This is a genomic window from Nocardioides sp. IC4_145 (genome assembly GCF_011250565.1).
GTDB lineage: Bacteria > Actinomycetota > Actinomycetes > Propionibacteriales > Nocardioidaceae > Nocardioides.
The window spans coordinates 1-25,084 of record NZ_JAANMS010000057.1 but is presented as its reverse complement, the minus strand read 5'-3'; the positions used below and the strand labels follow the sequence as shown (position 1 = coordinate 25,084).

The window sequence follows — 25,084 nt, the reverse complement described above, 5'->3', positions numbered from 1 at the left end:
CTCGGAGAGGTGGATAAGAGACAGGAGGGAGGGGGTGCTCATGCTGGTGCCAGCCTACGTTCCGCCGGGGACGCTCGGCCTGGCGCGGGCTTGTAACGCACAGTTCGGTGCTGTGTAGGCACGTTGCAACGTGCCTACACCGTGGCGAACGGTCCGTTTCATGCTCGGCCGCGGCCGCCCCGGCCCGTGAGTCGCGCACACCGGCGCGGGCGGGAGATGTCGTCCACACGCATCGAGCGAGGGGCGGTACGCCGGGTGGCCGGCCGAGCAGCGTGGTCGCATGCACCCCGAGATCAGCGCCCGGCTCGAGCAGCCGCCGCACCTGGTGGCCCGCCAGCAAGCCCTCGCCGCGGGCATGTCCGCCCGCGAGGTCGACCGGCTGGTGCGGGTCGGCGTATGGGTGGCCGTCTGGCGAGGGGTATACGCGACGGCCGACCACGTGGCGTCGCTGGCGACGCGGAGCGCCCGCCAGCGGCTGCACGACGACGCGGTCACGGCGTGCACGCGGCTCGAGCACGTCCGCAGCCACGACAGCGCCGCGGTCGTGTGGGGCCTGGCGGTGCCGCTGCCGGCAGAGCCGGTCACCCACCTGACCGTCCCGGTGCCGGTGACGGCACGGAGCAGACCGCAGCGGTGCCGGTCCAGCCGCGGGGTGAAGCACCACCTGGCGCCGTACGGTGGGGCGGACCTGCCGACGGTCGTCGACGGCGTACCGGTCCTCGGGCTCGCCCGCACCGCGGTCGACCTGGGGCGCGAGCACGACCTCCCGACGGGGGTGGCGGCCGTGGACGCTGCGCTGCACGCGGGCGTGACGCGGGGCGAGCTGACGGCCGTGACCGAGCGGATGAACTGCTGGCCGAACATCAACCGCGTCCGCCAGGCCATCGACCTCGGCGACGGCGGCGCGGAGTCGCTGGGCGAGTCGCTCGCCCGCCTGCTCGTGCTGCGGTTGGGACGAGGCCGGCCGCAGACGCAGTTCGGGCTGTCGCGGGACGGGCGGACCGCCTTCGCCGACCTGCGGATCGGTCGGCACCTGTTCGAGTTCGACGGCCGGATGAAGTACCACCGTGGCTTCGGTGACGGTCGCTCCGCGGAGCAGGTCGTCTGGGACGAGAAGGTCCGCCAGGACTGGTTCTGCTCGTACCAGCTCGGGATGAGCCGCCTGGTCTGGGCCGACGTCATCGGGCCGGGGACCACGGCGGCCCTGACCCGGCTCGAGCGGGAGGTGGCGTACACCGAGGCCCGGTTCGGCAGCGACATCAGCGACCTGGCGCCGTACGTCGTCCCGCGGCGTCGCTGGGCGGCGGCGTGAGGCCGAGGCGGCACATGTAACGCACAGTTACAGACTGTGTAGGCACGCTGCAGCACGCCTACACAGCAGCGAACGGTCCGTTACAACGCGGCGGGCCGGCCGAGGGCGCCGCCGCTGAGCGGGAGAGCCCGGGATCAGGCGTGCGCGGGGGCCCAGAAGACGGCGACGCCGATGTTGACGACGGTAAGGAGGAGCAGGAGGGTCCAGAGGCCCTGGGTGATGCGCTCCTTGCGGACGTTGGCCATGACCAGGCCGAGGATGACCAGGCCGATGAGGAGCTTGACGGCGACCTTCACGTGATCGAGGTCGCCGAGGTCACCGGCCTCGATGACGCCGACGAGCGCGAGCCCGGCGACGAAGGCGGTGCCGGAGCCGTCGCGCATGGCGGCGTTGACGGCCTTCTCGGGCAAGCGTGCCTGGGCGAGCAGGCCTCCGAGGAGGGCGGCGAAGCCCAGGATGTGCAGGAACAGCAGGATCAGCCGCACGGTCTCCATGCTGCGCAGGCTAGCGCCCGGCCCGCCGACGCATCGCCGGCGGACCGGGCGGCGCGTCAGACCTTGAGACTCAGGTCACCCCGGTCGTAGCCCTCGGGCCGGTCGTCCTTGCCGAAGGTCAGCTCCAGCACGAACAGCACCACGCCGAGGGCGAGCAGCGCGCCGCACCAGATGAGCGAGGCGGGGTCGTCGTGGACGACGTACGCCAGCAGCCCGAGGTTGCCGACGATGCCGAGGAGGAGGAGCGGGGTGTTCGCGCGGTACGTCGCGTCGGACTCGTCCTGCCCGCGCAGGCGCAGCGCGGAGACGATGACCATCGCGTAGACGAACAGCAGCAGCACGACGGTCACGGCCGCGAGCCGGGTGATCAGGTCGACGCCGATGCCGGTCTCGTTGAGGATCGCGCCGGCCACGAGGAGCCCCGAGACGACCAGCGCGGAGAACACCAGGCCGACCCACGGGCTCTTGCGCCCGGAGTGCAGCTTGGCGAAGACACCGGGGACGACGTCCTCGTTCGCCATGCCGTAGAGGATGCGGGACTGCGTGACGACCGCGACCAATGTCGTGTTGGTGATCGCCGTCATCGCGATGAGGGCGAAGACGATGGTGATGACGCCGGCCGGCAACGGCAGGACGCCGGACTCGACGACGTCGAGCAGCGGCGCGTCGGACTCCGCCAGCTCCGGGATCGGCAGCGAGAGCGCGGAGGCGACCGAGACCGCGACGTAGATGAGGCCGGCGCCAACCATGCCGCCGATGAGCGCCTTGGGGAAGGTACGGCGGGGCTCGGTGCACTCCTCGGCGATGTTCGCGGCGTTCTCGAAGCCGGTCATCGCGAAGAACCCGAGCGCCACGCCGGAGACGATCGCGAGGATGGTGCCCTGGTCCTCCGCGGGCGAGAACTCGCCGAGCACGCCGAAGTCGGCGTCGCCCTTCGCGACCACGACGACCCCGACGACGATCACGATCGCCAGGCCGACGATCTCGACGACCGTCATCACCAGGTTGGCGAGGACCGACTCGGTGATGCCGATGAAGTTCACGACCGTCAGGCCGACGATGAACAGCAGGCCGATCAGCAGCGCGGGCGGCCCCTCCCACAGCTCGGCGAAGTAGCCGGAGAAGCCGGTGGCCAGGGAGCCGGCGGCCGCGAAGCTCGCCGAGAGCATCGCGATGGTGACGAGGAACGTCAGCGCGGGGTTGTGGAAGGCCTTGTTGACGTAGAGCGACGCGCCCGCCGCGCGCGGATACTTCGTCACCAGCTCGGCATAGGCCAGGCCGGTCAGCGTCGCGACGCTGATGCCGATCGCGAACGCGATCCAGAACGCCCCACCGACCGCGGCCGCGACCGCGCCGACCAGCACGTAGATGCCGGAGCCCAGCACGTCGCCGAGGACGTAGAAGAAGAGGAGCCGGCCGGTGATGGTCCGCTTGAGCTCGGTCTCCTCGAGCTGCTCGGAAGCGGCGGTGTCCGCGGTCATGGGTGCCCCTGTCGGGTAGTCGGTGCGGGGCCTGTTACCCGTCGTCCAGAGGCGCGAAACCGCAGGTCAGAGCAGCCGGCGGTCGGACGCCCACCGGGTCAGCTCGTGCCGGGACGACAGCTGGAGCTTGCGCAGCACGCTGGACATGTGGGTCTCGACGGTCTTGATGGAGATGAACAGCTCCTTGGCCACCTCCTTGTACGCGTAGCCGCGCGCGATCAGCCGCATCACCTCCCGCTCCCGCTCGGTCAGCCGGTCGAGGTCCTCGTCGACGGCGGCCACCTCGATCGAGCCCGAGAACGCGTCCAGCACGAAGCCCGCCAGTCGCGGGGAGAACACCGCGTCGCCCTCGGCCACCCGGCCGATCGCGGAGACCAGCTCCGGGCCGGTGATCGTCTTGGTGACGTAGCCGCGGGCGCCGCCGCGGATCGTCCCGATCACGTCCTCGGCGGCGTCGCTGACCGACAGCGCGAGGTAGCGCGTGCCGGGCGAGGAGCCCGCCGCGGTCGCGCGCCGCATCACCTCGACCCCGCCGCCGCCGGGGAGGTGGACGTCGAGGAGCACGACGTCGGGTCGGTACGCCGCCACGGCGGCCACCGCCTCGTCGACGTCGGCGGCCTGGCCCAGCACCTCGACGGCCACCCCGCCGGCGGCCTCGAGCTCCGCGATCACCCCGCGACGGAACATCGCGTGGTCGTCGACGACCACCACGGTGACCGGGGTCGTGGTGGGTGCCTGCTCACTCATCGCTCTCCTCCTGCCGGGGCAGGTGCAGCCGCACCTCGGTGCCCTCGCCGACGCCGGTGCGGACCTCGGCGGTCCCGCCGTGACGCTCCATCCGGTCGATGATGCTGTGGCGCACGCCGTACCGGTCCGCCGGGGTCGCGGCCGGGTCGAACCCGCGCCCGCGGTCGCGCACGAAGACGTCGACCGCGGCGGGCGTCACCTCGGCGTACACGTCGACCTGACCGGTGCCTGCGTGCTTGGCAGCGTTGGTGACCGCCTCCCGGGTGGCGGCGACCACCGCCCGCAGCGGCTCGGCGAACGCGCAGTCCCCCACCGTCACCACCTCGACCGAGACGCCGTGGGCGTCCTCGACCTCGGCGGCCACACCCCGGAGCGCGCTGGCGACCGTGCGCTCGTCGGTCGACTCGCCGGCGTAGAGCCAGGCCCGCAGGTCGCGCTCCTGGGAGCGGGCGAGGCGCGCGACGGTGGCCGCGTCGCCGGCGTTCTTCTGGATGAGCGCGAGCGTCTGCAGAACCGAGTCGTGCAGGTGCGCGGCGACGTCGGCGCGCTCCTGGGTCCGCACCCGCTCCGCACGCTCGGCGGCCAGGTCCCCGACGAGCCGGAAGACCCACGGCCCGGCGACGAGGCCGACCCCGATCACGCCCAGCCCGCCGGCGACGACCGCGCCACGGACGTCCTGCAGCGAGCCGCTGTCGAACCCGAACACGAAGAACGCCGAGACCACGAGCAGGACGCCGAGGACGACACGGAGGTACGCCGCCCAGCCGCCGCCGCCGAAGACCATCTGGACCGGGTCGAGCCGCCCGGTGTGGTCCAGCCAGCGCTCGCGCTGGACCTCGTCGGCCTGCCGCCACAGCAGCGCCAGCCCCGCGATGCCGAGCGCCACCGGCCACAGGGTCGCGCCCCGGCCGAACGCCGCCTCGAGCATCAGCACCGCGCCGAGGCCGAGCGCCACCACGGCCACCGCCGGGCCGACGTCGCCCAGGCGGCGCACCCGCCCGGGGCGGCGGCCCCGCCGGCGGGCACTGGCGAGCCCGGGCGCCTCGTCCTCGACGTACGGCTGCGCGGGCAGCACCAGCCACAGCCCGCCGTAGAAGGCGACGCCGAGCCCGCCGAGCGCGGTCGCCACCACGAACGCCACCCGCACCCACACGACCGGCAGCCCGAGGTGGACGGCGAGGCCCGCGGCCACGCCCCCGACCACCGGCTCGGTGGTGTCGCGGTAGGCCCGCCGCACGTCGTCCCGGGGCGGGGCGTGCGTCGTGGTCGTCTCGGTGGTCATCTCCGTTCCATCGTCGCACCCGGCGCGGACGTCCACCACGGGGTCGGACCCCGACCCGACCCTGAACCGGGGCCCGGGTCGGGGACCAGGATCCGGGGGAGCCCGGTCGGGCGCGGACCAGGGGTTCCCCCGATGGTCCCGACGCCTCCGGGAGGCCAGGCTTGCTGCCATGACCACCACCCCGCCCGAAGCACCTCCCGAGCCCGGCCCGGAGCCCGGGCCCGGCCCCCAGCACGGCACCGGCCCGCGCACGTCCAAGGAGGAGGTGCGCGACCTCGGCCGACTGCGCCGCAGCAGCACCGACCGGAAGGTCGCCGGCGTCGCCGGCGGCCTCGCCCGCCACCTCGACGTGGACCCGGTGATCCTGCGGGTGGCGTTCGTGGTGCTGGTGTTCTTCGGCGGCGCCGGGCTCATCGTGTACGGCGCGGTCTGGCTGCTCGTCCCCCAGGACGACGCCGTCGAGGCGCCGTTCCACCTCGACGACCGCAACCGCACCGTCGCCCTCACGATCGTCGGCATCGTCGCGCTCCTGTCGATGCTCGGCGACTCCTGGGGCATCTTCAGCTTCCCGTGGCCGCTGGCCGTCGTGGCGCTCGTGGCGCTGCTCCTCCTCGACCGCTCGGACCGCAGCAAGCGCCGCGCGGCGGCCGCCGGTCCGGTCGCCGGTCCGGCCGCTGGTCCGGTCGCTGGCCCGACCGCTGCTCCCGCCGACCCGAGCACCGGCACGTACGCCGCGCCCCACCCGGCGCCGTACACCGCGCCCTACACCGCGCCGTACGCCGCGCCCCCGGGCACGCCCGGCACGACCTGGGGCCCGCCCGCGCCGCCCGCGCCGCCGAGCGACCCGCGCCGCCGCGGGCCCCGACTGTTCTGGTTCACCATGGCGCTCTCGGCGCTGGGCATCGGCGTGCTCGGCCTCCTCGACCTCGGCGGGATGCCGGTCGCCGACTCGGCGTACTCCGCGCTCGTCGTCGCGGTCTGCGGCGTGATGCTCCTGCTCGGCGCCTTCTGGGGCCGCCCCGGCGGGCTGGTCGCGGTCGGCCTCGTCGCTGCCCTCGGCACCGCTACCACCGTCCTCACCGAGTCTGTCGGCGGCGGGCAGAGCACCTACCGGCCCGCGGACGCGGCCGGCGTGGCGTCGACCTACCAGTCCGGCACCGGCGAGCTGGTCCTCGACCTGACCGACGTCGCGGACCTCGACGACCTCGACGGGCGCACCGTGCTGGTCGAGAACGGCATCGGCCGGATCGAGGTCCTGGTCCCCGCGGGCCTGGACGTCGAGGCCGAGGCGAGCGTCGGCGTCGGCAACGCCCGGATCTTCGGGTCGGACCAGGGCGGCCTCGGCATCGAGAACTCCTACGCCTACGACGCGCCGGGCACCGACAACCCCACCCTCACCCTCGACGCCCACCTGGGCGTCGGGCAGGTCGAGGTCCACACCGGAGGAGACGCACGATGAAGCGCAGCTGGGAGCAGGGCCGGCACCCCGTCGACGTCGGTCACCTCGTCATGGGGATCGCGTTCCTCGGCCTGGTCGGCATCTGGGCCGTCGTGGAGTCCGACGCCGTCCAGGGCGAGGACGTCCGCTGGCTGCTGCCGGTGCCGTGGGTGCTGGCAGGCGTCGTCGGCCTGCTGGTGACGACCCTCGCGCCGCGCCGCCGGGCCGTCCGCGACGACCACGACCACCGCCAGGACTCCTAGCCGGTCCGCTCCTGGGCGGCCAGCCACTCCGCGCGCGCGGCGACGGTGATGTCCGGCTGGTCGCTGAACAGGCCGTCCACGCCGGCGTCGAGCAGGTCGCGGACCTCGGCGTGCGGGTCCGGCACCAGCTCGGCGCGCAGCGTCCAGGCGTGGACGGCCAGCCCGGAGGCGTGCGCCTCGGCCACCAGGTCGGGGGTCGCGAGGCTCTTGTGCACGCCGAGGACCGAGGCGTACGTCGCCACGCGCGCGACGTCCGGGCGCTCGCCCTCGTCGACGAGCTGCACCAGCGGCACGTCGGTCTGCTCGGCGAGCCGGCGCAGCGCGTCCTCCTCGAAGGACTGCAGCTGCGAGCGGCCGCCCGGCCCGTCGAGGCGGTGGCGGGCGAGCACCTCGAGCAGGGTCTCCTCGACCGGCAGCCCGATCGAGGCGAAGTACGACGCCTCCTTGATCTCCGCGCACAGCCGGATCCGGCGACCGGACCGCCGGGACTCGTGGTGCACCAGCGCGCAGATCTCGTCGAGCGTGGGCACGGCCCACAGCCCGTCGTACCGGGTGTTGCCCGGCCGCATCGCCGGGTGGCGCTCGACGGCGCGGAGCGTGCGGAGCTCGGCGAGGGTGAGGTCCTCGGTGAACCAGCCGGTGACCTCGCGGCCGCCGACGACCTTGGTGCGCCGGCGATCGGCGAGCTCGGGGTGGTCGGCGACGTCGGTGGTGCGGGAGATCTCGTTCTCGTGCCGGGCGACGAGGACGCCGTCGCGGGTGGGGACGAGGTCGGGCTCGATGGCGTCGGCGCCCATCCGGACGGCGAGGCGGTAGGCGGCGAGGGTGTTCTCGGGGCGGTGGCCCGACGCGCCGCGGTGGCCGATGACCTGCGGCGAGCCGGTGAGCAGTCCGTGGTTCGAGCCGGTGCTCGGGGCGGGAACGGGAGCGATCACGCGACCAGCGTCCGCGCCGCGGGTGGCCGGGCAGCGGGGACGACGTGAACACCCGGTGTCAGGATCACGACATGCCCCTCCCGTCCCTCGGGACCCTGATGTCCCTGCCCGCGACCGAGCACCCCGACCTCCTGGCGCCGCCCGTGGCTGCCGCCCTGGCCGGCTGGCCGCACGCCGGCGACGTCGCCGTGACCGAGATCGACCCGTCGCTCGCCGACACCGCGGCGCTGACCGAGGCCTTCGACCTGCCGCTGACCGCGTCCGCCAACTGCGTGCTGGTCGCCGGCCGCCGCGGCGGGGACGAGAAGGTCGCCGCCTGCGTGGTCCGCGCCGACACCCGCGCCGACGTCAACAACCGGGTCAAGCGGCTGCTCGACGTGCGCAAGGCGTCGTTCCTGCCGATGGACCGGGCCGTCGAGGAGTCCGGCATGGAGCACGGCGGCATCACCCCGGTCGGGCTACCGGCCGGCTGGCGGCTGCTCGTCGACGCCCGCGTCGCGGAGATCGACGTGGCCGTCATCGGCTCGGGCGTGCGCCGTTCCAAGCTGCTGCTGCCCGGCCGCCTGGTCGCCGAGCTCCCCGGCGCGGAGCTGGTGGAGGACCTCGCCGGCTGAGCCGCGGGCGCTTCCGCCCGGGGCCGCCCCGCCCCACAATGACCGGCATGGAGCGGACCGGACGCGGGCGCGTGCGACCGCGCCGGGCGGCAGTCCTGGCGCTGGCCCTCCTCGCGGCGCTGCCGGCCTGCTCCGCAGCCGACGGCCCCGACGCGACGACGGCCGGCCCGTCCCCGTCCATCCGCACGCTCACCCCGCTGCCGCCGCCGCCTGAGCCGCCGCCGACCGGCCGCCTGCTCGCCGACCTGCGGCAGTCCTCCCGGGACGCGGCGCTCGGGCGGATCCAGGTGTGGCTCGACAACGACACGACCCGGACGGTGACGCCGACGCGGATCACCTACCGCGACCCGCGGCTGCGGGCGCCGCTGGTCGCGCAGCGGCTGCGACCGGCACCGGCGCAGGCCGAGCGCGGGTACACGCTCGTCCTCCCCGACCGGCCCGCCTGCGCCGCGCGGGACGAGCCGGTCACCGGCGAGGTCGTGTTGCGGCACGACGGCCGGACCGAGCCGGTCGCGGTCGAGGACCCGACCGACGTGGTGGGGCGGTTCGTCCGCGCCCGCTGCCTCGAGCTCGCCGTGGCGGAGGTGGCGCGGCTGCGGTGGTCCGACGAGGTCGTCGCGCCCGGCGACGTACCCGTGCAGGTCGGGGACACCGCGGCCCTCACGCTCGTGGCGGTCCCGACGGGCGCCGCCGACCGGGAGCTGGTCGTCGAGACGGTCGGCGCGACGCCGATCCTGTCCCCCGTCGACGGCTCGTCGGCGTGGTCGCCGCGGCTGCGGGTGCGCGGCGACGGGCCGCGGCAGGAGGTGCGGCTGCCGCTCAAGCCGACCCGGTGCGACACCCACGCCTTCCTGGAGTCCGGGGGCGCGACGGCGCTGCGGCTGCGGGTGGTCCTGGACCGTGAGCCGGGCGAGCTGGTGCTGCGGATGGGCCCGGCCGGGGCGGCCGCGGCGATCGACTTCGCGGTCGCCTCGTGTGGTCTCGGTGACACCTGAGCGAGCGCGGACGGAAAAGGATTCGTCGCCTTTCGGACCACGTCCTTAACGTTGTCCGGTGATCCACCTCCCCCTCGCGAACCCCGGCACCGCCGACGCCCGCTCACCGGGGAGGTTCCTGTGGTGGATGGCGCGCGGGCAGTGGCGCACGCTGGCCGCCGGGGCTGCCTTCGGGATCGTGTGGATGGGCAGCCAGGCGGTGATGCCGGCGATCATCGGGCGGGCGATCGACGAGGGCGTCGCCGACCGCGACGGCCGCACCCTCGGGTGGCTCGCCGGGCTGCTCCTGGCCGTCGGCCTGCTGCAGGCGGCGAGCGGGATCATGCGGCACCGCTTCGCGGTCACGAACTGGCTGGTCGCGGCCTACCGCACCGTCCAGCTCGTCGGCCGGCAGGCCGTGCACCTGGGCGGCACGCTGCCGCGCAAGGTCTCCGGCGGCGAGGTCGTCGCCATCGGCACGACCGACCTGTCGCACCTCGGCCAGGTCATGGACGTCTCCGCCCGGTTCGCCGGCGCGGTCGTGTCGTTCGTGCTCGTGGCCGTGATCCTGCTGCAGACCTCGACGACGCTGGGGCTGGTCGTGCTCATCGGCGTCCCCGCGCTGATGCTGCTCGTCGGGCCGCTGCTCCGGCCCCTCCAGCGGCGCGCGCACCGCCAGCGGGAGCTGATGAGCCACCTCTCCAACACCGCGACCGACATCGTCTCCGGCCTGCGCGTGCTGCGCGGGATCGGCGGCGAGCAGGTCTTCCACGACCGCTACCGCCGCGAGTCGCAGACCACCCGCCGCGCCGGCGTCCAGGTCGCGAAGCTGCAGTCGGTGCTCGACGCGCTGCAGGTGTTCCTGCCCGGCGTGTTCGTCGTGCTGGTCGTCTGGCTGGGCGCGCGGTACGCCGTGCAGGGCACGATCACGCCCGGCGAGCTGGTCGCCTTCTACGGCTACTCCGCGTTCCTGATGATCCCGCTGCGGACCGCCACGGAGTACGCCAACAAGTTCATCCGCGCCCGCGTCGCCGCCGGCCGCGTCGTCCGCGTGCTGGCGCTCACCCCCGACCACCTCGACCCCGCCGAGCCGCTCCCCTCCCCGCCGGTCGGCTCGGAGCTGGTCGACCTGCGCAGCGGCCTGCGCGTGCGGCCCGGCTCGATGGTCGCGCTCGTCAGCGAGCAGCCGCACGAGACCGCCGGGCTGGCCGACCGGCTCGGCCTGTGCGCGCCCGAGGTGGACGACCAGGTGCTCCTCGGTGGCGTGCCGCTGTCCGGTCTCACCCGCGCGGAGGTACGCCGCCGGGTGGTCGTCTCCGACACCGGCTCCATGCTGTTCTCCGGCCGCCTCGGCGACCGGCTCGACGTCTCCGGCGACGGCCGCTCGGTCGACCGCGCCCTGCGCACCGCCTCCGCCGACGACATCCTCGCGGCGCTCCCCGACGGGTTGGACACCCTCGTCGCCGAGCGCGGCCGCAGCTTCTCCGGCGGGCAGCGCCAACGGCTCGTCCTGGCCCGGGCGCTCGTCGCCGAGCCGGAGGTGCTCGTGCTGGTCGAGCCGACCTCGGCCGTCGACGCCCACACCGAGGCGCGGATCGCCGCCCGGCTGCGCGAGCACCGCGCCGGTCGGACCACGGTCGTCACGACGTCCAGCCCGCTGCTGCTCGACGCCGTCGACGAGGTCGCCCTCGTCCGCGACGGCGTCGTGGTCGCCACCGGCCGCCACGTCGACCTGCTGGCCGGCGACGCGTCGTACCGCCGCGTCGTCACCCGCGAGACCGACCCCGAGCCGCTCGCCGACCCGACCGCCGAGACCGTGGAGGCGGCCCGATGAGCACCACCGCCCTGCCCGTCGCCGACACCCGCTCGGTGCGGCGGTACGCCGGCCGCCTGGTCCGCAAGCACCCGCGGATGGTCTGGGGCGCGCTGCTGCTGCACGTGCTCGCCGCCGTCGCCGCGCTCGCCGCGCCCCGCCTGCTCGGCGACCTCGTCGAAGCCGTGGAGCAGGGCACGACCACCGACCACGTCGACCGGATCATGCTGCTGCTGGCCGGCTTCGTGGTGCTGCAGGCCGTGCTGACCCGCTACGCCCGCTACATCAGCCAGGTGCTCGCCGAGAAGGTTCTCGCCGACCTGCGCGAGGACTTCGTCGGCAACGCGCTCGCGCTGCCGCTCGGCACCGTCGAGGAGGCGGGCTCCGGCGACTTGCTGACCCGCACCAGCCGCGACGTGGACCAGCTCGGCTGGTCGGTGCGGATGGCGCTGCCGGAGTGGACGATCGCCGTCATCACCGCGGCGGTCACCTTCCTCGCCGCGGTGAGTGTCGGCTGGTGGGTCATCCTGCCGTGCCTGCTCGGCGTCCCGCCGCTCGTGGTCGGCCTGCGGTGGTACCTCGCCCGCGCCAAGGACGGCTACCTGCGCGAGTCCGCGACGTACTCCCAGATCAACGCCACCCTCACCGAGACCGTCCACGGCGCCCGCACCGTCGAGGCGCTCGGGATCGGCGAGGAGCGCGTCCGCGCGATCGACGACGACATCGCCGACTCGTTCGCGGCGGAGCGCTACACGCTGCGGCTGCGGACGGTGTTCTTCCCGAGCATGGAGATCAGCTACCTGCTGCCGACCGTCGGCACGCTGCTGCTCGGCGGCTGGCTCTACCTGCGCGGCGAGGTCTCCCTCGGCGACGTCACCGCCGCCACCCTCTACGTCCAGATGCTCATCGACCCCGTCGACCGCATCGTGTCGATCCTCGACGAGCTGCAGATGGGCGCGGCCTCGCTCGCCCGCCTGCTCGGCGTCGCCGACGTGCCTGACGACCGCACTGCGACCGATCGGGTGCCGGACGGCGAGGAGCTCGCCGCCGAGGACGTCCGGTTCTCGTACGCCGCCGGGCGCGACGTCCTCCACGGCGTCGACCTCCAGGTCGGCGTCGGCGAGCGGATCGCCATGGTCGGCCCCTCCGGCGCCGGCAAGTCCACCCTCGGGCGGTTGCTCGCGGGCATCCACCCGCCGCGCACCGGCTCGGTCACCGTCGGCGGCGTCGGCCTCACCGAGCTGCCGCTGGACGACCTGCGCGGCCACGTCGCGCTGGTGACGCAGGAGCACCACGTCTTCGTCGGCACGCTCCGCGAGAACCTCGCCCTCGCCGCCAAGCCCGGCGCCACCGAGGACGACGTCCGCGCCGCCCTCGACGCCGTCGACGCCCTCGAGTGGGTCGACGCCCTGCCCGACGGCCTCGACACCGTCGTCGGCTCCGGGGGCCGCACCCTCACCGACGCCCAGGCCCAGCAGGTCGCCCTCGCGCGGCTCGTGCTGGCCGACCCGCACACGCTGGTGCTCGACGAGGCGACCTCGCTCATCGACCCCCGCGCCGCCCGCCACCTCGAACGATCGCTCGCCGCGGTCCTCGAGGGCCGCACCGTCATCGCGATCGCCCACCGTCTCTTCTCCGCCCACGACGCCGACCGCGTCGCCGTCGTCGAGGACGGCCGCATCGCCGAGCTCGGCTCCCACGACGACCTCGTCGCCGCCGGCGGTTCCTACGCCGCCCTCTGGGAGTCCTGGAACGGCCGCTCCTGACCTGGCGGGGGGCTCGCCGACGGACAACCAGAAGTCGAGCGGGCGGTCGGCCGACCTGCGCCGATGCGCCAGGCAGGGAGCTTCTGGTCGTCGATCGACGGGCCGGCGCCCGTCAGACGCCGTGGATGCGGATGCCCGAGTGGGTCTTGTACTTGCGGTTGATGGAGATCAGGACCGCGGTGAGGGGCTCGAGCTGGCGGGCCAGGCGGAGCTTGCCGGCGTCGATGCCGGGGCGGCCGGTGACGGAGGCCGCCAGCTCCATGACCGGCTCCTTGGCGTCGCTCTTGTCGCCGACGACGAGGATGTCCTCGCCGGCGAGGAAGTCGTCCTCGCCCCACAGCGTCACGGCCGAGACGTGGTGGAAGGCGCCGACGACGGTGGCCTCGGGCTGGAGCCGCTGCGCGGACTCGGCCGCGGACCCCTCGCCGCCGTCGATGACCAGCCCGTGCGCGCCGCGCTTGTCGAAGGCGAGCGGGTTGACGCAGGAGATGACGACCTTGCCGGCCAGCGGCAGGGAGGCGACCAGCTCGTCGTGGCCGTCGTACGGCACGGCGAGCAGCACCAGGTCCGCGTCGGCGCACGCCGCGGCGTTCGCGGCGCCGGTGACCGTGCCGGCACCCTCGACGCCGACGAGCCGCTCGGTGACCTCGGCGGCGGTGGCCTCGGCCTTCTCCGCGGCGCGCGAGCCGAGCACGACCGTGTGGCCGCCGCGGGCGAACCGGTAGCCCAGGCCCTTGCCCTGCGGGCCGGTGCCCCCGATCACGGCGATGCGGTACGACGTCACGCTGCTGCTCCCTCTGCTCGCGGATGGTGCGGGCCACGATCGTCCCACCGGGCCTCGCGTGACCCGGGCGGGGTCCCGCCCGTTGGTACCCTGCCGGGCGACGTGACGGGGGCAGGCTGATGGCGCGAGTGCTGCGCGGGGACATCCAGGGGCTGCGAGCACTCGCGGTCCTGGTCGTCATCGTCAGCCACGCCGGGGTCGCCTGGCTGCCGGGCGGGTACGTCGGCGTCGACGTCTTCTTCGTGATCTCCGGCTACCTCATCGCCGGGCTGCTCTACCGCGAGGTCGAGCGCGACGGCCGGTTCTCGCTGCTGGGGTTCTGGTCGCGGCGCGCCCGACGGATCCTGCCGGCGGCGACGGTCGTGACGGCGGTGACCGTGCTGACCGCGCTGGCGTGGTTCAGCCTGCTCGACGCCCGCCAGGTCGTGGAGGACGCGCTGTGGTCGGCGTTCTTCGCGGCCAACGTCCACTTCGCGCGCCAGGACGTCGACTACTTCGCCTCCGACCTGGGCGTCTCGCCGCTGCAGCACTACTGGTCCCTGGCCGTCGAGGAGCAGTTCTACGTCGCGTGGCCGCTGCTGCTCCTGCTGGTGCTCGCCGTCGTGCGGCTGGTGCGCCGTGGGTCGAGCGGGCTGCCGCGCGGGGCGGTGCTCGCGACGCTGCTCGTGGTGACCGGCGCGTCGTTCGCCTGGTCGCTGCTCCACACCGCGGAGCAGCCGGGGGCGGCGTACTTCTCCACCCTGACCCGGGCCTGGGAGCTCGGGCTCGGCGCACTCGTCGCGCTCGTGCCAGCGACCGCGCTCTGCAGGCTGGGCCGCGTCCCGGCGACGCTGCTGGCCGCCCTCGGCCTCGCCCTGGTGGCCGTGGCCTGCGTCGTGCTCGACGAAGGCACGGCCTTCCCGGGGTACGCCGCCGCGCTGCCCGTCGTCGGCACCGCGCTCGTCCTGCTGGCCGGCGCCGGCCCGGCCCGCCCGCTGACCGACGTCGTGCTCGCCTGGCGGCCCGTGCGCGTGGTCGGCGACTGGTCCTACTCGCTCTACCTGTGGCACTGGCCGGCGCTCGTGCTGCCCGCCGGCCTGCTCGGCCGGTCGCTCGAGGCGTGGGAGGCCGCGGCGGCCGTGCTCGTGACGTTCGTGCTGTCGGCCGTCACCTACGCCTACGTCGAGCGGCCCTTCCGGGAGGGCCGGCCCGCGCTCGCCCTGGGGGTGCCCCGCGCGATCGTGCTCTACCCGGCGAGCCTCGCGCTGGTCGCCGCCGCCTGCGCGGGCACGTGGTGGTGGACCGGCGAGCGCGCGGACGCCGGCGACAACCCGGCGATCACCGCCGACGGACTCACCCACGACGATCCCGAGGGCACGGTCGCGCTCGTGCGCGCCTCGGTCGACGCCGCCCGCGAACGGCGGGCCGTGCCGAGCGACCTCGACCCCGACCTGCTCGACCTGCGCGCGTCGGTCGCCGACGTCGGCGCCTGCGACTACAGCACCGACGTGCGCCGGCTCTGCCCACGCGGCGACACCGACGCCGACCGCACGGTCGTGGTCACCGGCGACTCGCACGCCCGCGCCTGGATCCCCGCCTTCGACCGGATCGCCGAGGAGGGCGGCTGGACGGCGTACTACCTCGTCAAGCCGCAGTGCACCGCCGCCCACGTCGTCCCCGCGCCGGTCGACGAGGACCGCCCGTTCACCGAGTGCACCGGCTTCCACGACTGGGTCGGCGAGCAGGTCGCGTCGCTGGAGCCCGACCTGGTCGTCGTCACGTCCTCCCCGCCGGTCAACGGGGTCTACGACGGGGACCGCCGCTACGAGGCGATCGACCGGGTCACCCCGCTGCTCGCCCAGGGGTACGACGACCTGTTCGCCGACCTCCGCCGGGCCGCGGACCGGGTGGTGCTGCTCCGGGACGTGCCCAAGTCGTCGTACGACCCCGGCACCTGCCTGACCACCGGCTCCCCCAGCCTCGGCGACTGCACCTTCCAACCGGTCGAGCGCTCCCGCCGGCTCGGCGACGTGGCGGTGACGTCCGCGCGGCTGGCCGGCGCGGAGGTCGTCGACCCGACGCCGTGGCTGTGCTACCAGGACCTCTGCCCGGTGGTGGTCGGCGGCACGCTGACCTACCGCGACACCGACCACCTGACGACGGAGTACGCCGCGTCCCTGGCCGGAGCGCTCGGCCGCGCGCTGCACATGCTCGACCTGCCCTGACCCGCTGACCCCGTGAGCACCCCCACCTTGTGACGGTGACAGCACCGGTGTCAGGGTGAGCGGCATGAAGCTCTCGATGCCGCTGATGTACGACGGGAACCCGCGCCAGGCCGCCGACCAGGTCGTCGCGCTCGAGAAGGCCGGCCTCGACACGGTGTGGGTGGCCGAGGCGTACGGCTTCGACTCCCCCACGCTGATGGGCTACCTCGCCGCGAAGACCGAGACCCTGGAGATCGGCGCGGCGATCCTCAACGTCTTCTCGCGCACCCCCGGCGCCCTGCTGCAGACCGCGGCCGGCCTCGACAACGTCTCCGGCGGCCGCGCGGTCATCGGGCTGGGCGCGTCCGGTCCGCAGGTGATCGAGGGCTTCCACGGCCTGCCGTACGACAAGCCGCTGGGCCGCACCCGCGAGGTCATCAAGATCCTGCGCCAGGGCCTGCGCCGCGAGCCGTTGCAGCACGAGGGCAAGGTCTTCACCCTGCCGCTGCCGGCCGACCAGGGCCTCGGCCTCGGCAAGCCGCTGAAGCTGCTCACCCGCCCCGAGCGCCCGGCCGTCCCGCTGTGGGTCGCCTCGCTCGGCGACGCCAACGTCGCGATGACCGCCGAGGTCGCCGACGGCTGGATCCCCCACCTCTTCCTGCCGGAGAAGGCGAACGACGTGTGGGGCGCCGCGCTCGCGAAGGGCACCGCCAAGCGCTCCGCCGACCTCGGCCCGCTCGAGGTCACCGCCGGCGGCATGGTCGCGATCGGCGAGGGCGAGGACACCAAGGCACTCCTCGACTTCGCCCGCCCGATCTACGCCCTCTACGTCGGCGGCATGGGCGCCCGCGGCAAGAACTTCTACAACGACCTCGCCTGCCAGTACGGCTACGAGGCCGAGGCCAAGCAGATCCAGGACCTCTACCTCGACGGCAAGAAGAAGGAGGCCGAGGCGCTCGTGCCGCGCGAGTGGCTCGAGGCCGGCAACTTCGTCGGGCCGGAGTCCTACGTCAAGGAGCGGATCGCCGCCTTCGCCGAGGCCGGCGTCACCAACCTCCAGGTCACCCCGGTCAGCCCCGACCCCGCCGCCACCATCGCCCAGCTCAAGGAGTGGGTCTCCTGACCCTCGCCTGACGCCGGTGGTCGGGCGGTCGTGAGGTTCATCGGCTGGCCGATGAACGTGACGGTGGGACGCTGAAGTTTTATCGGCCCACCGACAGTTTCATCGGCTGGCCGATGAAACTTCGGGCCGCCCTCGGCCCGCAGGTCAGTCCCGGGCGAGCGAGCGCGCGATGACGGCGTTGGCAGCCCGCTGGAAACCGGTGACGACGGCTTCGAGGGTGAGCCGGCGCAGGCGGGAGACGGTCTGCTCGAGCCGCTCGGCGTCCTCGGCGGTCTGTGCCTCCCGGCGGTAGGGACGCAGCACCTGCTCGCGCAGGATCTCGGTGAGCTCCTCGGCCAGGGCGTCCATGTGCCGGTCGATCGCCTCGCTCGCGGCCTCCATGCTGCCTGCGGGGATGTCGACGTCGAGCAGCTCGACGCCGACCGGGAGGTTCGGCAGGGCGACGTACCTCGACCCGTCCCGCTCGACCGAGCCGAGCGTGACCAGCAGCTCGAGGTCGCGGTCGAGGAGGCGGCGGCCGGCCACCTCCTCCAGCTGCTTGCGGGTCAGCCGCTCGCGGGGCTGGGAGGACCACGACGTCAGCATCGCCCGCTGCAGCGCGAGGTCCTCGACGGTCGCCGAGGCCGGCAGCCCGGCCAGCACCCGCTCGATCGCCTGCAGGGTGAAGCCGTGGTCCTGCAGCGCGCGGACCAGCTCGAGCCGCGCGCGGTGCTCGTCGCCGTAGTACGCCACCCGCCCGCGGCGCTCCGGCGGCGGCAGCAGGCCGAGGCTGGCGTAGTACCGCGTGGTGCGGACCGTCAGCCCGACGGCGGCCGCGAGCTCGTCGACGGTCAGCGACGCCGTCGAGGTTGAGGAGAGGGACACGACCAGCACCCTACCTTGCTCGATGACAGTTCTGCTGTCACAGTTGCGCTGACAACGCGACGTACCCGTCGACCACCCTCACCCGTCGGAGGAACCACATGCCGGAGCGCCCGTCGATCTACGAGCAGGAGCACGAGGACTTCCGCGCCACCGTGCGCTCGTTCCTCGAGAGGGAGGTCGTCCCCCACCACGACCAGTGGGAGAAGGACGGGCAGGTCAGCCGCGAGGTGTGGCTGAAGGCGGGCGAGGCGGGGCTGCTCTGCTTCGACGTCGAGGAGGAGTACGGCGGTCCGGAGATCAAGGACTTCCGCTACAACATGATCGTCGCCGAGGAGATCTCCCGGGTCGGCGCGAGCGGGCTGGGCTTCCCCGTCCACACCGACATCATCGTCCCCTACATCAGCCAGCTCGGCACCGACGAGCAGAAGCGTCGCTGGCTCCCGGGCCTGGTCAGCGGCGAGCTGATCTCGTCGATAGCGATGACCGAGCCGGGCGCCGGCTCGGACCTGCAGGGCATCAAGACCACGGCCGTCGACAAGGGCGACCACTACGTCCTCAACGGGTCGAAGACCTTCATCAGCAACGGCATCATGAGCGACGTCGTCATCGTCGTCGCCCGCACCAACCCCGACGCCGGCCACCAGGGCATCAGCCTGCTCGTCGTCGAGCGCGGCATGGAGGGCTTCGAGCGCGGCCGCAACCTCGACAAGATGGGTCTCAAGGCCCAGGACACCGCCGAGCTGTTCTTCGACAACGTCGTGGTGCCCAAGGAGAACCTTCTGGGCGAGGAGGGCTCCGGCTTCATCTCGCTCATGGTCAACCTGCCCCAGGAGCGGGTCTCGATCGCCGCGATCGCCATCGCCGCGATCGAGCACATCCTCGACCTGTGCCTGGAGTACGCCGCGCAGCGCGAGGCGTTCGGCAAGCCGATCGGCAAGTTCCAGCACAACCGGTTCCTGCTCGCCGAGATGGCGACCGAGGCCCACATCGCCCGGCTCTTCGTCAACGACTGCGTCCTGAAGCTCAACGAGGGCAAGGTCGACACCGCGTTGGCGTCGATGGCGAAGTACTGGACCACCGAGCTGCAGAAGAAGTTCGCCGACCAGGGCGTCCAGCTGCACGGCGGGTACGGCTATATGAACGAGTACCCGATCTCCAAGGCGTACGTCGACAGCCGCATCCAGACCATCTACGGCGGCACGACGGAGATCCAGAAGGAGATCATCGGCCGCAGCCTGGGGATCTGAGCCCCGGATCACACCGCGGGACACGCGCGAGCACCCGCCGCCCGGCCAGCAGGCCGGGCGGCGGTAGCGTGCTGTGGTGAGCAGCGACGTGATGACCGTGGTGCGCTACGAGACGCCCGGCGTCGTCCGCACCCTCGACGTGGCCGCCAAGGCGCTGCTCGTGCTCCTGCTCGGCCTGGCCCTGGCCAACCCCGAGGCCAGCGGCCTCGAGGGCAAGGGCGCCGAGGCCCGCGCGATCGGCTACCCGCTCCTCGCCTTCGCCATCCCGGCCGTCTGGTTCTTCTCCTGGCGCGAGCGGGCGTCGTTCCCCTGGCTCGCCGACCTGCTCGTCACCATCACCTGCTTCAGCGACACCCTCGGCAACCGGATGGACCTCTACGACCGCATCGTCTGGTTCGACGACTGGATGCACTTCGCCAACCTCGGGCTGCTCACCGTCGCGGTGCTGCTGCTGACGATGCACCGCAGCGCGGGCCTCGGCGCGGTGCTCGAGCGGGCCCTGGCCTTCGCCGGCACCGCGGCGATCGCCTGGGAGCTGGCGGAGTACGCCGCGTTCCTCAGCCGCCACTCCGAGCGCCAGCACGCCTACGCCGACACCCTCGGTGACCTGGCCCTCGGCGTCCTCGGCGCGCTCGTCGCCGCCGTCGTCGTGCACCGCGCCTGGGCGGCGGGCCACCTGCGCTCGACCGCGCCACAGCTCGAGCATCCCCCCGTGGTCCGCACCGCGGCCGGATAGCCTGCACGGCGATGGACGCCGAGACCGCGGGACCCCGCCCCACCCCCCAGCAGGTACGCCGTGCGCTAGCGCGCGCCGAGCGGGGTGCGGCGCTCGACCCCGCCGAGGCGACCGCCCTCCTGGCGGCGACGGGACCCGAGCTCGACCGGCTGTGCGCGGCCGCGGCGAAGGTCCGCGACGCGGGCCTCGTGGCTGCGGGCCGGCCCGGCGTGGTGACGTACTCGCCCAAGGTGTTCATCCCGGTCACCCGGCTCTGCCGCGACCGCTGCCACTACTGCACGTTCGTGGAGACCCCCGGGCAGGCCGCCCGCGAGGGCCGGGCGCCGTACCTCTCCCCCGACGAGGTCCTCGACATCGCCCGCCAGGGTGCCGAGCTGGGCTGCCTGGAGGCGCTCTTCACCCTCGGGGACCGGCCCGAGGACCGCTGGCCCGAGGCGCGGGCCTGGCTCGACGAGCAGGGCTACGACTCGACGCTGGCCTACGTCCGGGCGCTGGCCGTGCAGGTGCTCGAGGAGACCGGCCTGCTGCCGCACCTCAACCCCGGCGTCATGTCGTGGGAGGAGATGAACCGGCTCAAGCCCGTCTCCCCCTCGATGGGGATGATGCTCGAGACCACCTCGACCCGGCTGCACGAGACCAAGGGCCTGGCGCACTTCGGCTCCCCGGACAAGGACCCGGCCGTGCGGCTGCGGGTGCTCGAGGACGCCGGCCGGCTCTCGATCCCGTTCACCACGGGGCTGCTCGTCGGCATCGGCGAGACGCTCGCGGAGCGCGCGGACACGATCTTCGCGCTGCGCGCCACGATGAAGGCCTACGGCGCGGTGCAGGAGGTCATCGTCCAGAACTTCCGCGCCAAGCCGGACACCGCGATGCGGCACGCCGACGACCTCGACCTCGAGGAGTACCGCGCCGCCATCGCCGTCACCCGCATCGTGCTCGGCCCCAGGGCGCGGGTGCAGGCGCCGCCGAACCTCGTCGACCTGGCCGAGTGCCGGGCGCTGCTCGAGGCCGGCGTCGACGACTGGGGCGGCGTCTCCCCGCTCACCCCCGACCACGTCAACCCCGAGCGGCCCTGGCCCTCGCTGGAGCGGCTGCGCGCCCTGAGCGCGGAGTGCGGCTTCGAGCTGGCCGCGCGGCTGACGATCCACCCCGAGCACGTCCGCGCGTCGCTGGAGTCCGGCGCCCCCTGGCTCGACCCGCGGGTCGCCGGCCACGTCGCCGCCCTCGCCGAGACCAGCGGGCCGCGCGCCGGCCTCGCGCGCCCCGGCGTACGTCCCGTGGGGCGGCCGTGGCAGGAGCCCGACGGCGGCTTCGCGTCGTTGCAGACCGGCGCCGGCCGCACCGACCTGCACGCGGCCGTCGACACCGAGGGGCGCACCGAGGACCGGCGCTCGGACTTCACCGAGGTGTACGGCGACTGGGACTCCGTCCGCGACGCCGCGGCGGGCACCGCCCTGGTCGACGGCGCGCCGGCCGTGCTGCACAGCGAGGGCCGCGAGGCGCTCGCCGCGGCCGAGGCCGACCCGGGGAACCTCTCCGACGAGCACGCCCTGACGCTGATGACCGCCGAGGGCCCGCTGCTCGACCAGGTCTGCCGGCTCGCCGACGACCTGCGCCGCGAGGCCGTCGGCGACGAGGTGACCTACGTGGTCAACCGGAACATCAACTTCACCAACGTCTGCTACGTCGGCTGCCGCTTCTGCGCGTTCGCCCAGCGGCGCACCGACGCCGACGCGTTCTCGCTCTCGCTGGACCAGGTCGCCGACCGCGCCCAGGAGGCCTGGGAGCTCGGCGCGACCGAGGTGTGCATGCAGGGCGGGATCGACCCCGAGCTGCCGGCCACGGCGTACTTCGACCTCGTCACCGCCGTCAAGCAGCGCGTGCCCGAGATGCACGTCCACGCGTTCAGCCCGATGGAGGTCGTCAACGGCACCGCGCGGACCGGGCTGTCGATCGAGGACTTCCTCATCAAGGCCCGCGAGGCCGGCCTCGGGTCGCTGCCCGGCACGGCCGCGGAGATCCTCGACGACGAGGTCCGCTGGGTGCTGACCAAGGGCAAGCTGCCGACCCGGACGTGGATCGAGGTCGTCTCCACCGCGCACCGCGTCGGCATCCCCACGACCTCGACGATGATGTACGGCCACGTCGACAACCCGCGGCACTGGGTCGGCCACCTGCGGGTGCTGTCGCGGATCCAGGACGAGTCCCTCGCGGCCGGGGGGACCGGCTTCACCGAGTTCGTGCCGCTGCCGTTCGTGCACACCTCGGCGCCGATCTACCTCGCCGGGGTGGCCCGCCCCGGGCCCACGTTGCGCGACAACCTCGCGGTCCACGCGATGGCCCGGATCCTGCTGCACGGCCGCATCCGCAACATCCAGACCTCCTGGGTCAAGCTCGGCGTCGAAGGCACCCGCGCGATGCTCCGCGCCGGCGCCAACGACCTCGGCGGCACGCTGATGGAGGAGACCATCTCGCGGATGGCCGGCTCCGAGCACGGGTCGGCCAAGACGGTCGCCGAGCTCAAGGAGATCGGCGCCGGGATCGGCCGTCCGGTGGTCGAGCGGACGACGACGTACGCACCCCGGTCCGGCCCCGCGCCCGACCGGGGTTTGGGCACCGACCGCGCCCGGTAAACTCCCCGCGGCGGGCCACCGGAGCCCGGGCGAGGGCAGGCATGGGATACCCGAAGGTCGACGACGAGTACGACGGTCGCTACCGCATCGTGCGTCGGATCGGGCACGGCGGCATGGGCGTGGTCTACGAGGCCGTCGACAAGGTCCTCAACCGCTCCGTCGCGCTCAAGATCGTGCTGCCGTCCCTCCCCGACCGGGAGGACTTCCACGCCCGCTTCGCCCGCGAGGCGTCGGTGCTGGCACGGATCCGGTCCCGCAACATCGTAGGGATCCACGAGTACGGCGAGACCGACGACACCGTCTACTTCGTCACCGAGCTCTTCCCCGACGGCGACCTGCGGACCTGGCTGCAGGCGCACGGCCCCCTGGACCGCCGCGCCGCGCTGTCGCTGGTCGCGCAGACCTGCGAGGCCCTCGCCGACGCCCATGCCGCCGGCGTCATCCACCGCGACGTCAAGCCCGGCAACGTGCTGCTGTGGAACCGGCCCGAGGGGCTCATCCCCTACCTCGCCGACTTCGGCATCGCGCTCGACGGCAACGCCGCCGACCAGGAGGGCCTGACCCGCGCCGGCACGCTCGTCGGCAGCCCGGCGTACATGGCACCCGAGCGGCACTTCGGCCACGCCGCCGACGAGCGGGGCGACGTCTACTCGATGGGCTGCCTGCTGTGGGCGGTGCTGACCGGCGACGCGCCGTACGCCGGCACCGACTTCCAGATGATCAACAGCCACGTCAACTCGCCGATCCCGCAGCTGGCGACCGGCCACCCCGTCGACGACCGCATCGACGAGCTGTTGGCCCACACCCTGCACAAGGACCCCGAGCAGCGGGTCCGCTCGGCCGCTGAGCTGCGGCAGGCACTGCTGGCGATCATCCGCGACATCGACTCCGGCCGGCTGCCCGTCCCTGGTCCCGCGACCGGCGTGGACGACCCCGTCGAGGCGGCTGGGCTCGGTGGTCCCGGCGGCCCGGCCTCCGCGGTCGACCCCGAGGACGACCGCACCGCGGTCAAGCCGGTCCTCGGCGCTGGTAGTACCGCAGGCGCTGGGGGTGCCGCAGGCGCTGGGGGTGCCGCTGCCGGGACGGTGGGCGGAGCGGCCGCCGCCGGTGCCGCTGCTGCGGCCGCCACCTCCGCCGCGCGGACGGAGCACGACGACCACGAGGGTCCGCAGGCCGGCAGCACGGTCGTGCGCGAGCTGGTCACCCCGGCGGCCGTCGCCGCGCCGTACGTGCCTGGTCCGGGCGACGGCTCGGGTGGTGGGTCCGGCGGGTCCGGTGGCGACGGGCCGGACGGCCCGGCGGGCGCACCCGAGCACCGCGAGCGGCGTCGACGCGGCGGCGTCGCCGTCGCTGCCGCCGCCGGCCTGGTGGCCGCGGTCGCCGTCGCGGCGTTCGCGATCGACGCCTCCACCGGCGACGAGGACGACCAGCCGGTCGCGGGAGACCCCACGACCGCGGCGACCGGCGACGGAGCCGACGAGACCGCCTCGGCGAGCACCAGCAACAGCCCCAGCGCGACCGCCGCCACCCTCCCGGCGCCGAAGGCGCCGAGCGTCCGGGCGCGCAGCGGCTACCGGTCGGTGGGCTTCCGCATCCGCGAGGCCCCCGAGCCGGGCGGCGACGTCGTGCTGAGCACCGAGTACAACCGCGGCCAGGGCTGGCAGACGCTCGGCGACCGGCGTTTCACCATCGACACCGGCCAGGGCGGCAAGCGGGTCTGCGTGCGCGTGCGCACCGTCGCGGAGTCCGCCAGCGGCACGGCCACCAGCCCGGTCCAGCGCGACTGCGCCACCTCCCAGGCCCGCGTCGTGCGCCTCGTGCGGACCCCGGGTGCGTGCACGACGGAGTCCCAGGGCTACACCTACCCGTGCACCTGGTACGGCGTCGAGGTCGCCGGGTTCGCCTCGGGCAGCCGGCCGGTCCCCCGGTTGTTCTCCCGCGGCGTCGGCGAGTGGTGCGAGCAGGGCGTCGACTGCGTGCCGATCCCGGTCGGCAAGGACGGTCGCGGACGCGTCGCCCGCCTGACGAAGATCGCCCGCGACGAGGGCCTCGTGACCCTCGTGGTCGACGGCGTGCGCACCCGCGCCCGCGTCTCCCACTCCTAGTCCGGCGCGTCCCGCGCCCGACCGGCTGGTTGAGAAGCGCGCGCCGGCGATGACCTCGGCCGGCTGGCTGTTCTCCACAGGACCGGACCCCTCGGATCGGTAGTCCGTGACGTTCGGCAGGGACATCCGGCCGATCCACCTGCCGAACGTCACGGACTACAGCGGCGGCGGCGGCGGGCAGGCCGCAGCGACCACCCGGCGTACGAACGCACCACGCCCCCGACCGGCGGACCGGTCGGGGGCGTGCGTCTCAGCGAGGGTCAGGAGCCCGGCGGCGGAGGCGGCGGGCT

General features: G+C 74.0%; 20 protein-coding genes. 13 read left to right on the top strand and 7 right to left on the bottom strand.

Going from position 1 to position 25,084, the window contains the following annotated elements; all coding sequences use genetic code 11:
• The first annotated feature begins 280 nt into the window (after nucleotides 1-280).
• On the top strand, nucleotides 281-1,312 hold the full coding sequence (locus G6553_RS18755) for a type IV toxin-antitoxin system AbiEi family antitoxin domain-containing protein (RefSeq protein ID WP_166196312.1): 1,032 nt from the start codon (nucleotides 281-283) through the stop codon (nucleotides 1,310-1,312).
• 134 nt (nucleotides 1,313-1,446) lie between these two features.
• Here G6553_RS18755 and G6553_RS18750 read toward each other — a convergent pair whose 3' ends face one another.
• The 4 genes from G6553_RS18750 to G6553_RS18735 all read right to left on the bottom strand — a co-directional run bounded on the left by G6553_RS18750 (nucleotide 1,447) and on the right by G6553_RS18735 (nucleotide 5,316).
• Entirely contained in the window at nucleotides 1,447-1,806 is a 360-nt protein-coding gene (locus G6553_RS18750) for a hypothetical protein (RefSeq protein WP_166196310.1), read from the bottom strand.
• Between the two features lie 56 nt (nucleotides 1,807-1,862).
• Entirely contained in the window at nucleotides 1,863-3,287 is a 1,425-nt protein-coding gene (locus tag G6553_RS18745) for an APC family permease (RefSeq protein WP_166196308.1), read from the bottom strand.
• Nucleotides 3,288-3,353: 66 nt separating this feature from the next.
• Nucleotides 3,354-4,034, bottom strand: coding sequence for a response regulator transcription factor (locus G6553_RS18740; RefSeq protein WP_166196306.1), 681 nt, complete (start codon nucleotides 4,032-4,034; stop codon nucleotides 3,354-3,356).
• Nucleotides 4,027-5,316 (bottom strand): ATP-binding protein, encoded by a 1,290-nt coding sequence (locus G6553_RS18735; RefSeq protein ID WP_166196304.1) that lies wholly within the window; start codon nucleotides 5,314-5,316, stop codon nucleotides 4,027-4,029. Before G6553_RS18735 ends, G6553_RS18740 begins: the two co-directional genes overlap by 8 nt.
• A gap of 169 nt (nucleotides 5,317-5,485) precedes the next feature.
• Here G6553_RS18735 and G6553_RS18730 point away from each other — a divergent pair, with 169 nt between their 5' ends.
• Together G6553_RS18730 and G6553_RS18725 are read left to right on the top strand one after the other, a co-directional pair.
• The gene (locus G6553_RS18730; RefSeq protein WP_166196302.1) at nucleotides 5,486-6,775 is read left to right on the top strand and encodes a PspC domain-containing protein; all 1,290 of its coding nucleotides are present in this window, start codon (nucleotides 5,486-5,488) and stop codon (nucleotides 6,773-6,775) included.
• Nucleotides 6,772-7,017 carry a hypothetical protein gene (locus tag G6553_RS18725; RefSeq protein WP_166196300.1) on the top strand — a complete coding sequence of 82 codons (246 nt, stop codon included), beginning with the start codon at nucleotides 6,772-6,774 and terminating at the stop codon, nucleotides 7,015-7,017. Before G6553_RS18730 ends, G6553_RS18725 begins: the two co-directional genes overlap by 4 nt.
• On the opposite strand, the gene G6553_RS18720 is transcribed toward G6553_RS18725, so the two are convergent.
• Nucleotides 7,014-7,952 (bottom strand): glycerophosphodiester phosphodiesterase family protein, encoded by a 939-nt coding sequence (locus G6553_RS18720; protein WP_166196298.1) that lies wholly within the window; start codon nucleotides 7,950-7,952, stop codon nucleotides 7,014-7,016. The two genes, G6553_RS18725 and G6553_RS18720, sit on opposite strands and share 4 nt — an antisense overlap.
• A gap of 71 nt (nucleotides 7,953-8,023) precedes the next feature.
• On the opposite strand from G6553_RS18720, the gene G6553_RS18715 reads away from it, so the two are divergent.
• The 4 genes from G6553_RS18715 to G6553_RS18700 are packed head-to-tail and all read left to right on the top strand — an operon-like array spanning nucleotide 8,024 to nucleotide 13,119.
• Nucleotides 8,024-8,566 (top strand): YbaK/EbsC family protein, encoded by a 543-nt coding sequence (locus G6553_RS18715; RefSeq protein WP_166196296.1) that lies wholly within the window; start codon nucleotides 8,024-8,026, stop codon nucleotides 8,564-8,566.
• A gap of 47 nt (nucleotides 8,567-8,613) precedes the next feature.
• On the top strand, nucleotides 8,614-9,561 hold the full coding sequence (locus G6553_RS18710) for a hypothetical protein (protein ID WP_166196294.1): 948 nt from the start codon (nucleotides 8,614-8,616) through the stop codon (nucleotides 9,559-9,561).
• Between the two features lie 58 nt (nucleotides 9,562-9,619).
• Nucleotides 9,620-11,374 (top strand): ABC transporter ATP-binding protein, encoded by a 1,755-nt coding sequence (locus G6553_RS18705; protein WP_347565806.1) that lies wholly within the window; start codon nucleotides 9,620-9,622, stop codon nucleotides 11,372-11,374.
• Entirely contained in the window at nucleotides 11,371-13,119 is a 1,749-nt protein-coding gene (locus G6553_RS18700; protein WP_166196292.1) for an ABC transporter ATP-binding protein, read from the top strand. Before G6553_RS18705 ends, G6553_RS18700 begins: the two co-directional genes overlap by 4 nt.
• A gap of 112 nt (nucleotides 13,120-13,231) precedes the next feature.
• On the opposite strand, the gene npdG is transcribed toward G6553_RS18700, so the two are convergent.
• Nucleotides 13,232-13,903: an NADPH-dependent F420 reductase gene (gene npdG / locus G6553_RS18695; protein WP_166196290.1), complete on the bottom strand. Its 672-nt coding sequence runs from the start codon at nucleotides 13,901-13,903 to the stop codon at nucleotides 13,232-13,234.
• A 119-nt stretch (nucleotides 13,904-14,022) separates the two neighbouring features.
• On the opposite strand from npdG, the gene G6553_RS18690 reads away from it, so the two are divergent.
• Nucleotides 14,023-16,107 carry an acyltransferase family protein gene (locus tag G6553_RS18690; protein WP_166196288.1) on the top strand — a complete coding sequence of 695 codons (2,085 nt, stop codon included), beginning with the start codon at nucleotides 14,023-14,025 and terminating at the stop codon, nucleotides 16,105-16,107.
• A 64-nt stretch (nucleotides 16,108-16,171) separates the two neighbouring features.
• Nucleotides 16,172-17,209, top strand: a complete 1,038-nt coding sequence (locus G6553_RS18685; RefSeq protein ID WP_166196286.1) for an LLM class F420-dependent oxidoreductase — start codon at nucleotides 16,172-16,174, stop codon at nucleotides 17,207-17,209.
• A 144-nt stretch (nucleotides 17,210-17,353) separates the two neighbouring features.
• Here the strand turns inward: G6553_RS18685 and G6553_RS18680 are convergent, their stop codons facing one another.
• Complete coding sequence (locus G6553_RS18680; protein WP_347565805.1) at nucleotides 17,354-18,073, bottom strand: MerR family transcriptional regulator; 720 nt, start codon at nucleotides 18,071-18,073, stop codon at nucleotides 17,354-17,356.
• Nucleotides 18,074-18,171: 98 nt separating this feature from the next.
• Here G6553_RS18680 and G6553_RS18675 point away from each other — a divergent pair, with 98 nt between their 5' ends.
• The 4 genes from G6553_RS18675 (at nucleotide 18,172) to G6553_RS18660 (ending at nucleotide 24,794) form a co-directional block, all read left to right on the top strand.
• Complete coding sequence (locus G6553_RS18675; protein ID WP_166196284.1) at nucleotides 18,172-19,320, top strand: acyl-CoA dehydrogenase family protein; 1,149 nt, start codon at nucleotides 18,172-18,174, stop codon at nucleotides 19,318-19,320.
• A 76-nt stretch (nucleotides 19,321-19,396) separates the two neighbouring features.
• Nucleotides 19,397-20,056: a hypothetical protein gene (locus G6553_RS18670; RefSeq protein WP_166196282.1), complete on the top strand. Its 660-nt coding sequence runs from the start codon at nucleotides 19,397-19,399 to the stop codon at nucleotides 20,054-20,056.
• Nucleotides 20,057-20,067: 11 nt separating this feature from the next.
• Nucleotides 20,068-22,689: a bifunctional FO biosynthesis protein CofGH gene (locus G6553_RS18665; RefSeq protein ID WP_166196280.1), complete on the top strand. Its 2,622-nt coding sequence runs from the start codon at nucleotides 20,068-20,070 to the stop codon at nucleotides 22,687-22,689.
• Nucleotides 22,690-22,730: 41 nt separating this feature from the next.
• Nucleotides 22,731-24,794: a serine/threonine-protein kinase gene (locus G6553_RS18660; protein ID WP_166196278.1), complete on the top strand. Its 2,064-nt coding sequence runs from the start codon at nucleotides 22,731-22,733 to the stop codon at nucleotides 24,792-24,794.
• The last annotated feature ends 290 nt before the right edge of the window (nucleotides 24,795-25,084 follow it).

What these genes read in the sequence shown, in the direction of transcription:
- G6553_RS18755 (WP_166196312.1), top strand. Translation starts at nt 281, where the DNA reads ATGCACCCCGAGATCAGCGCCCGGCTCGAGCAGCCGCCGCACCTGGTG.
- G6553_RS18750 (WP_166196310.1), bottom strand. Translation starts at nt 1,806, where the DNA reads ATGGAGACCGTGCGGCTGATCCTGCTGTTCCTGCACATCCTGGGCTTC.
- G6553_RS18745 (WP_166196308.1), bottom strand. Translation starts at nt 3,287, where the DNA reads ATGACCGCGGACACCGCCGCTTCCGAGCAGCTCGAGGAGACCGAGCTC.
- G6553_RS18740 (WP_166196306.1), bottom strand. Translation starts at nt 4,034, where the DNA reads ATGAGTGAGCAGGCACCCACCACGACCCCGGTCACCGTGGTGGTCGTC.
- G6553_RS18735 (WP_166196304.1), bottom strand. Translation starts at nt 5,316, where the DNA reads ATGACCACCGAGACGACCACGACGCACGCCCCGCCCCGGGACGACGTG.
- G6553_RS18730 (WP_166196302.1), top strand. Translation starts at nt 5,486, where the DNA reads ATGACCACCACCCCGCCCGAAGCACCTCCCGAGCCCGGCCCGGAGCCC.
- G6553_RS18725 (WP_166196300.1), top strand. Translation starts at nt 6,772, where the DNA reads ATGAAGCGCAGCTGGGAGCAGGGCCGGCACCCCGTCGACGTCGGTCAC.
- G6553_RS18715 (WP_166196296.1), top strand. Translation starts at nt 8,024, where the DNA reads ATGCCCCTCCCGTCCCTCGGGACCCTGATGTCCCTGCCCGCGACCGAG.
- G6553_RS18710 (WP_166196294.1), top strand. Translation starts at nt 8,614, where the DNA reads ATGGAGCGGACCGGACGCGGGCGCGTGCGACCGCGCCGGGCGGCAGTC.
- G6553_RS18700 (WP_166196292.1), top strand. Translation starts at nt 11,371, where the DNA reads ATGAGCACCACCGCCCTGCCCGTCGCCGACACCCGCTCGGTGCGGCGG.
- G6553_RS18690 (WP_166196288.1), top strand. Translation starts at nt 14,023, where the DNA reads ATGGCGCGAGTGCTGCGCGGGGACATCCAGGGGCTGCGAGCACTCGCG.
- G6553_RS18685 (WP_166196286.1), top strand. Translation starts at nt 16,172, where the DNA reads ATGAAGCTCTCGATGCCGCTGATGTACGACGGGAACCCGCGCCAGGCC.
- G6553_RS18675 (WP_166196284.1), top strand. Translation starts at nt 18,172, where the DNA reads ATGCCGGAGCGCCCGTCGATCTACGAGCAGGAGCACGAGGACTTCCGC.
- G6553_RS18665 (WP_166196280.1), top strand. Translation starts at nt 20,068, where the DNA reads ATGGACGCCGAGACCGCGGGACCCCGCCCCACCCCCCAGCAGGTACGC.
- G6553_RS18660 (WP_166196278.1), top strand. Translation starts at nt 22,731, where the DNA reads ATGGGATACCCGAAGGTCGACGACGAGTACGACGGTCGCTACCGCATC.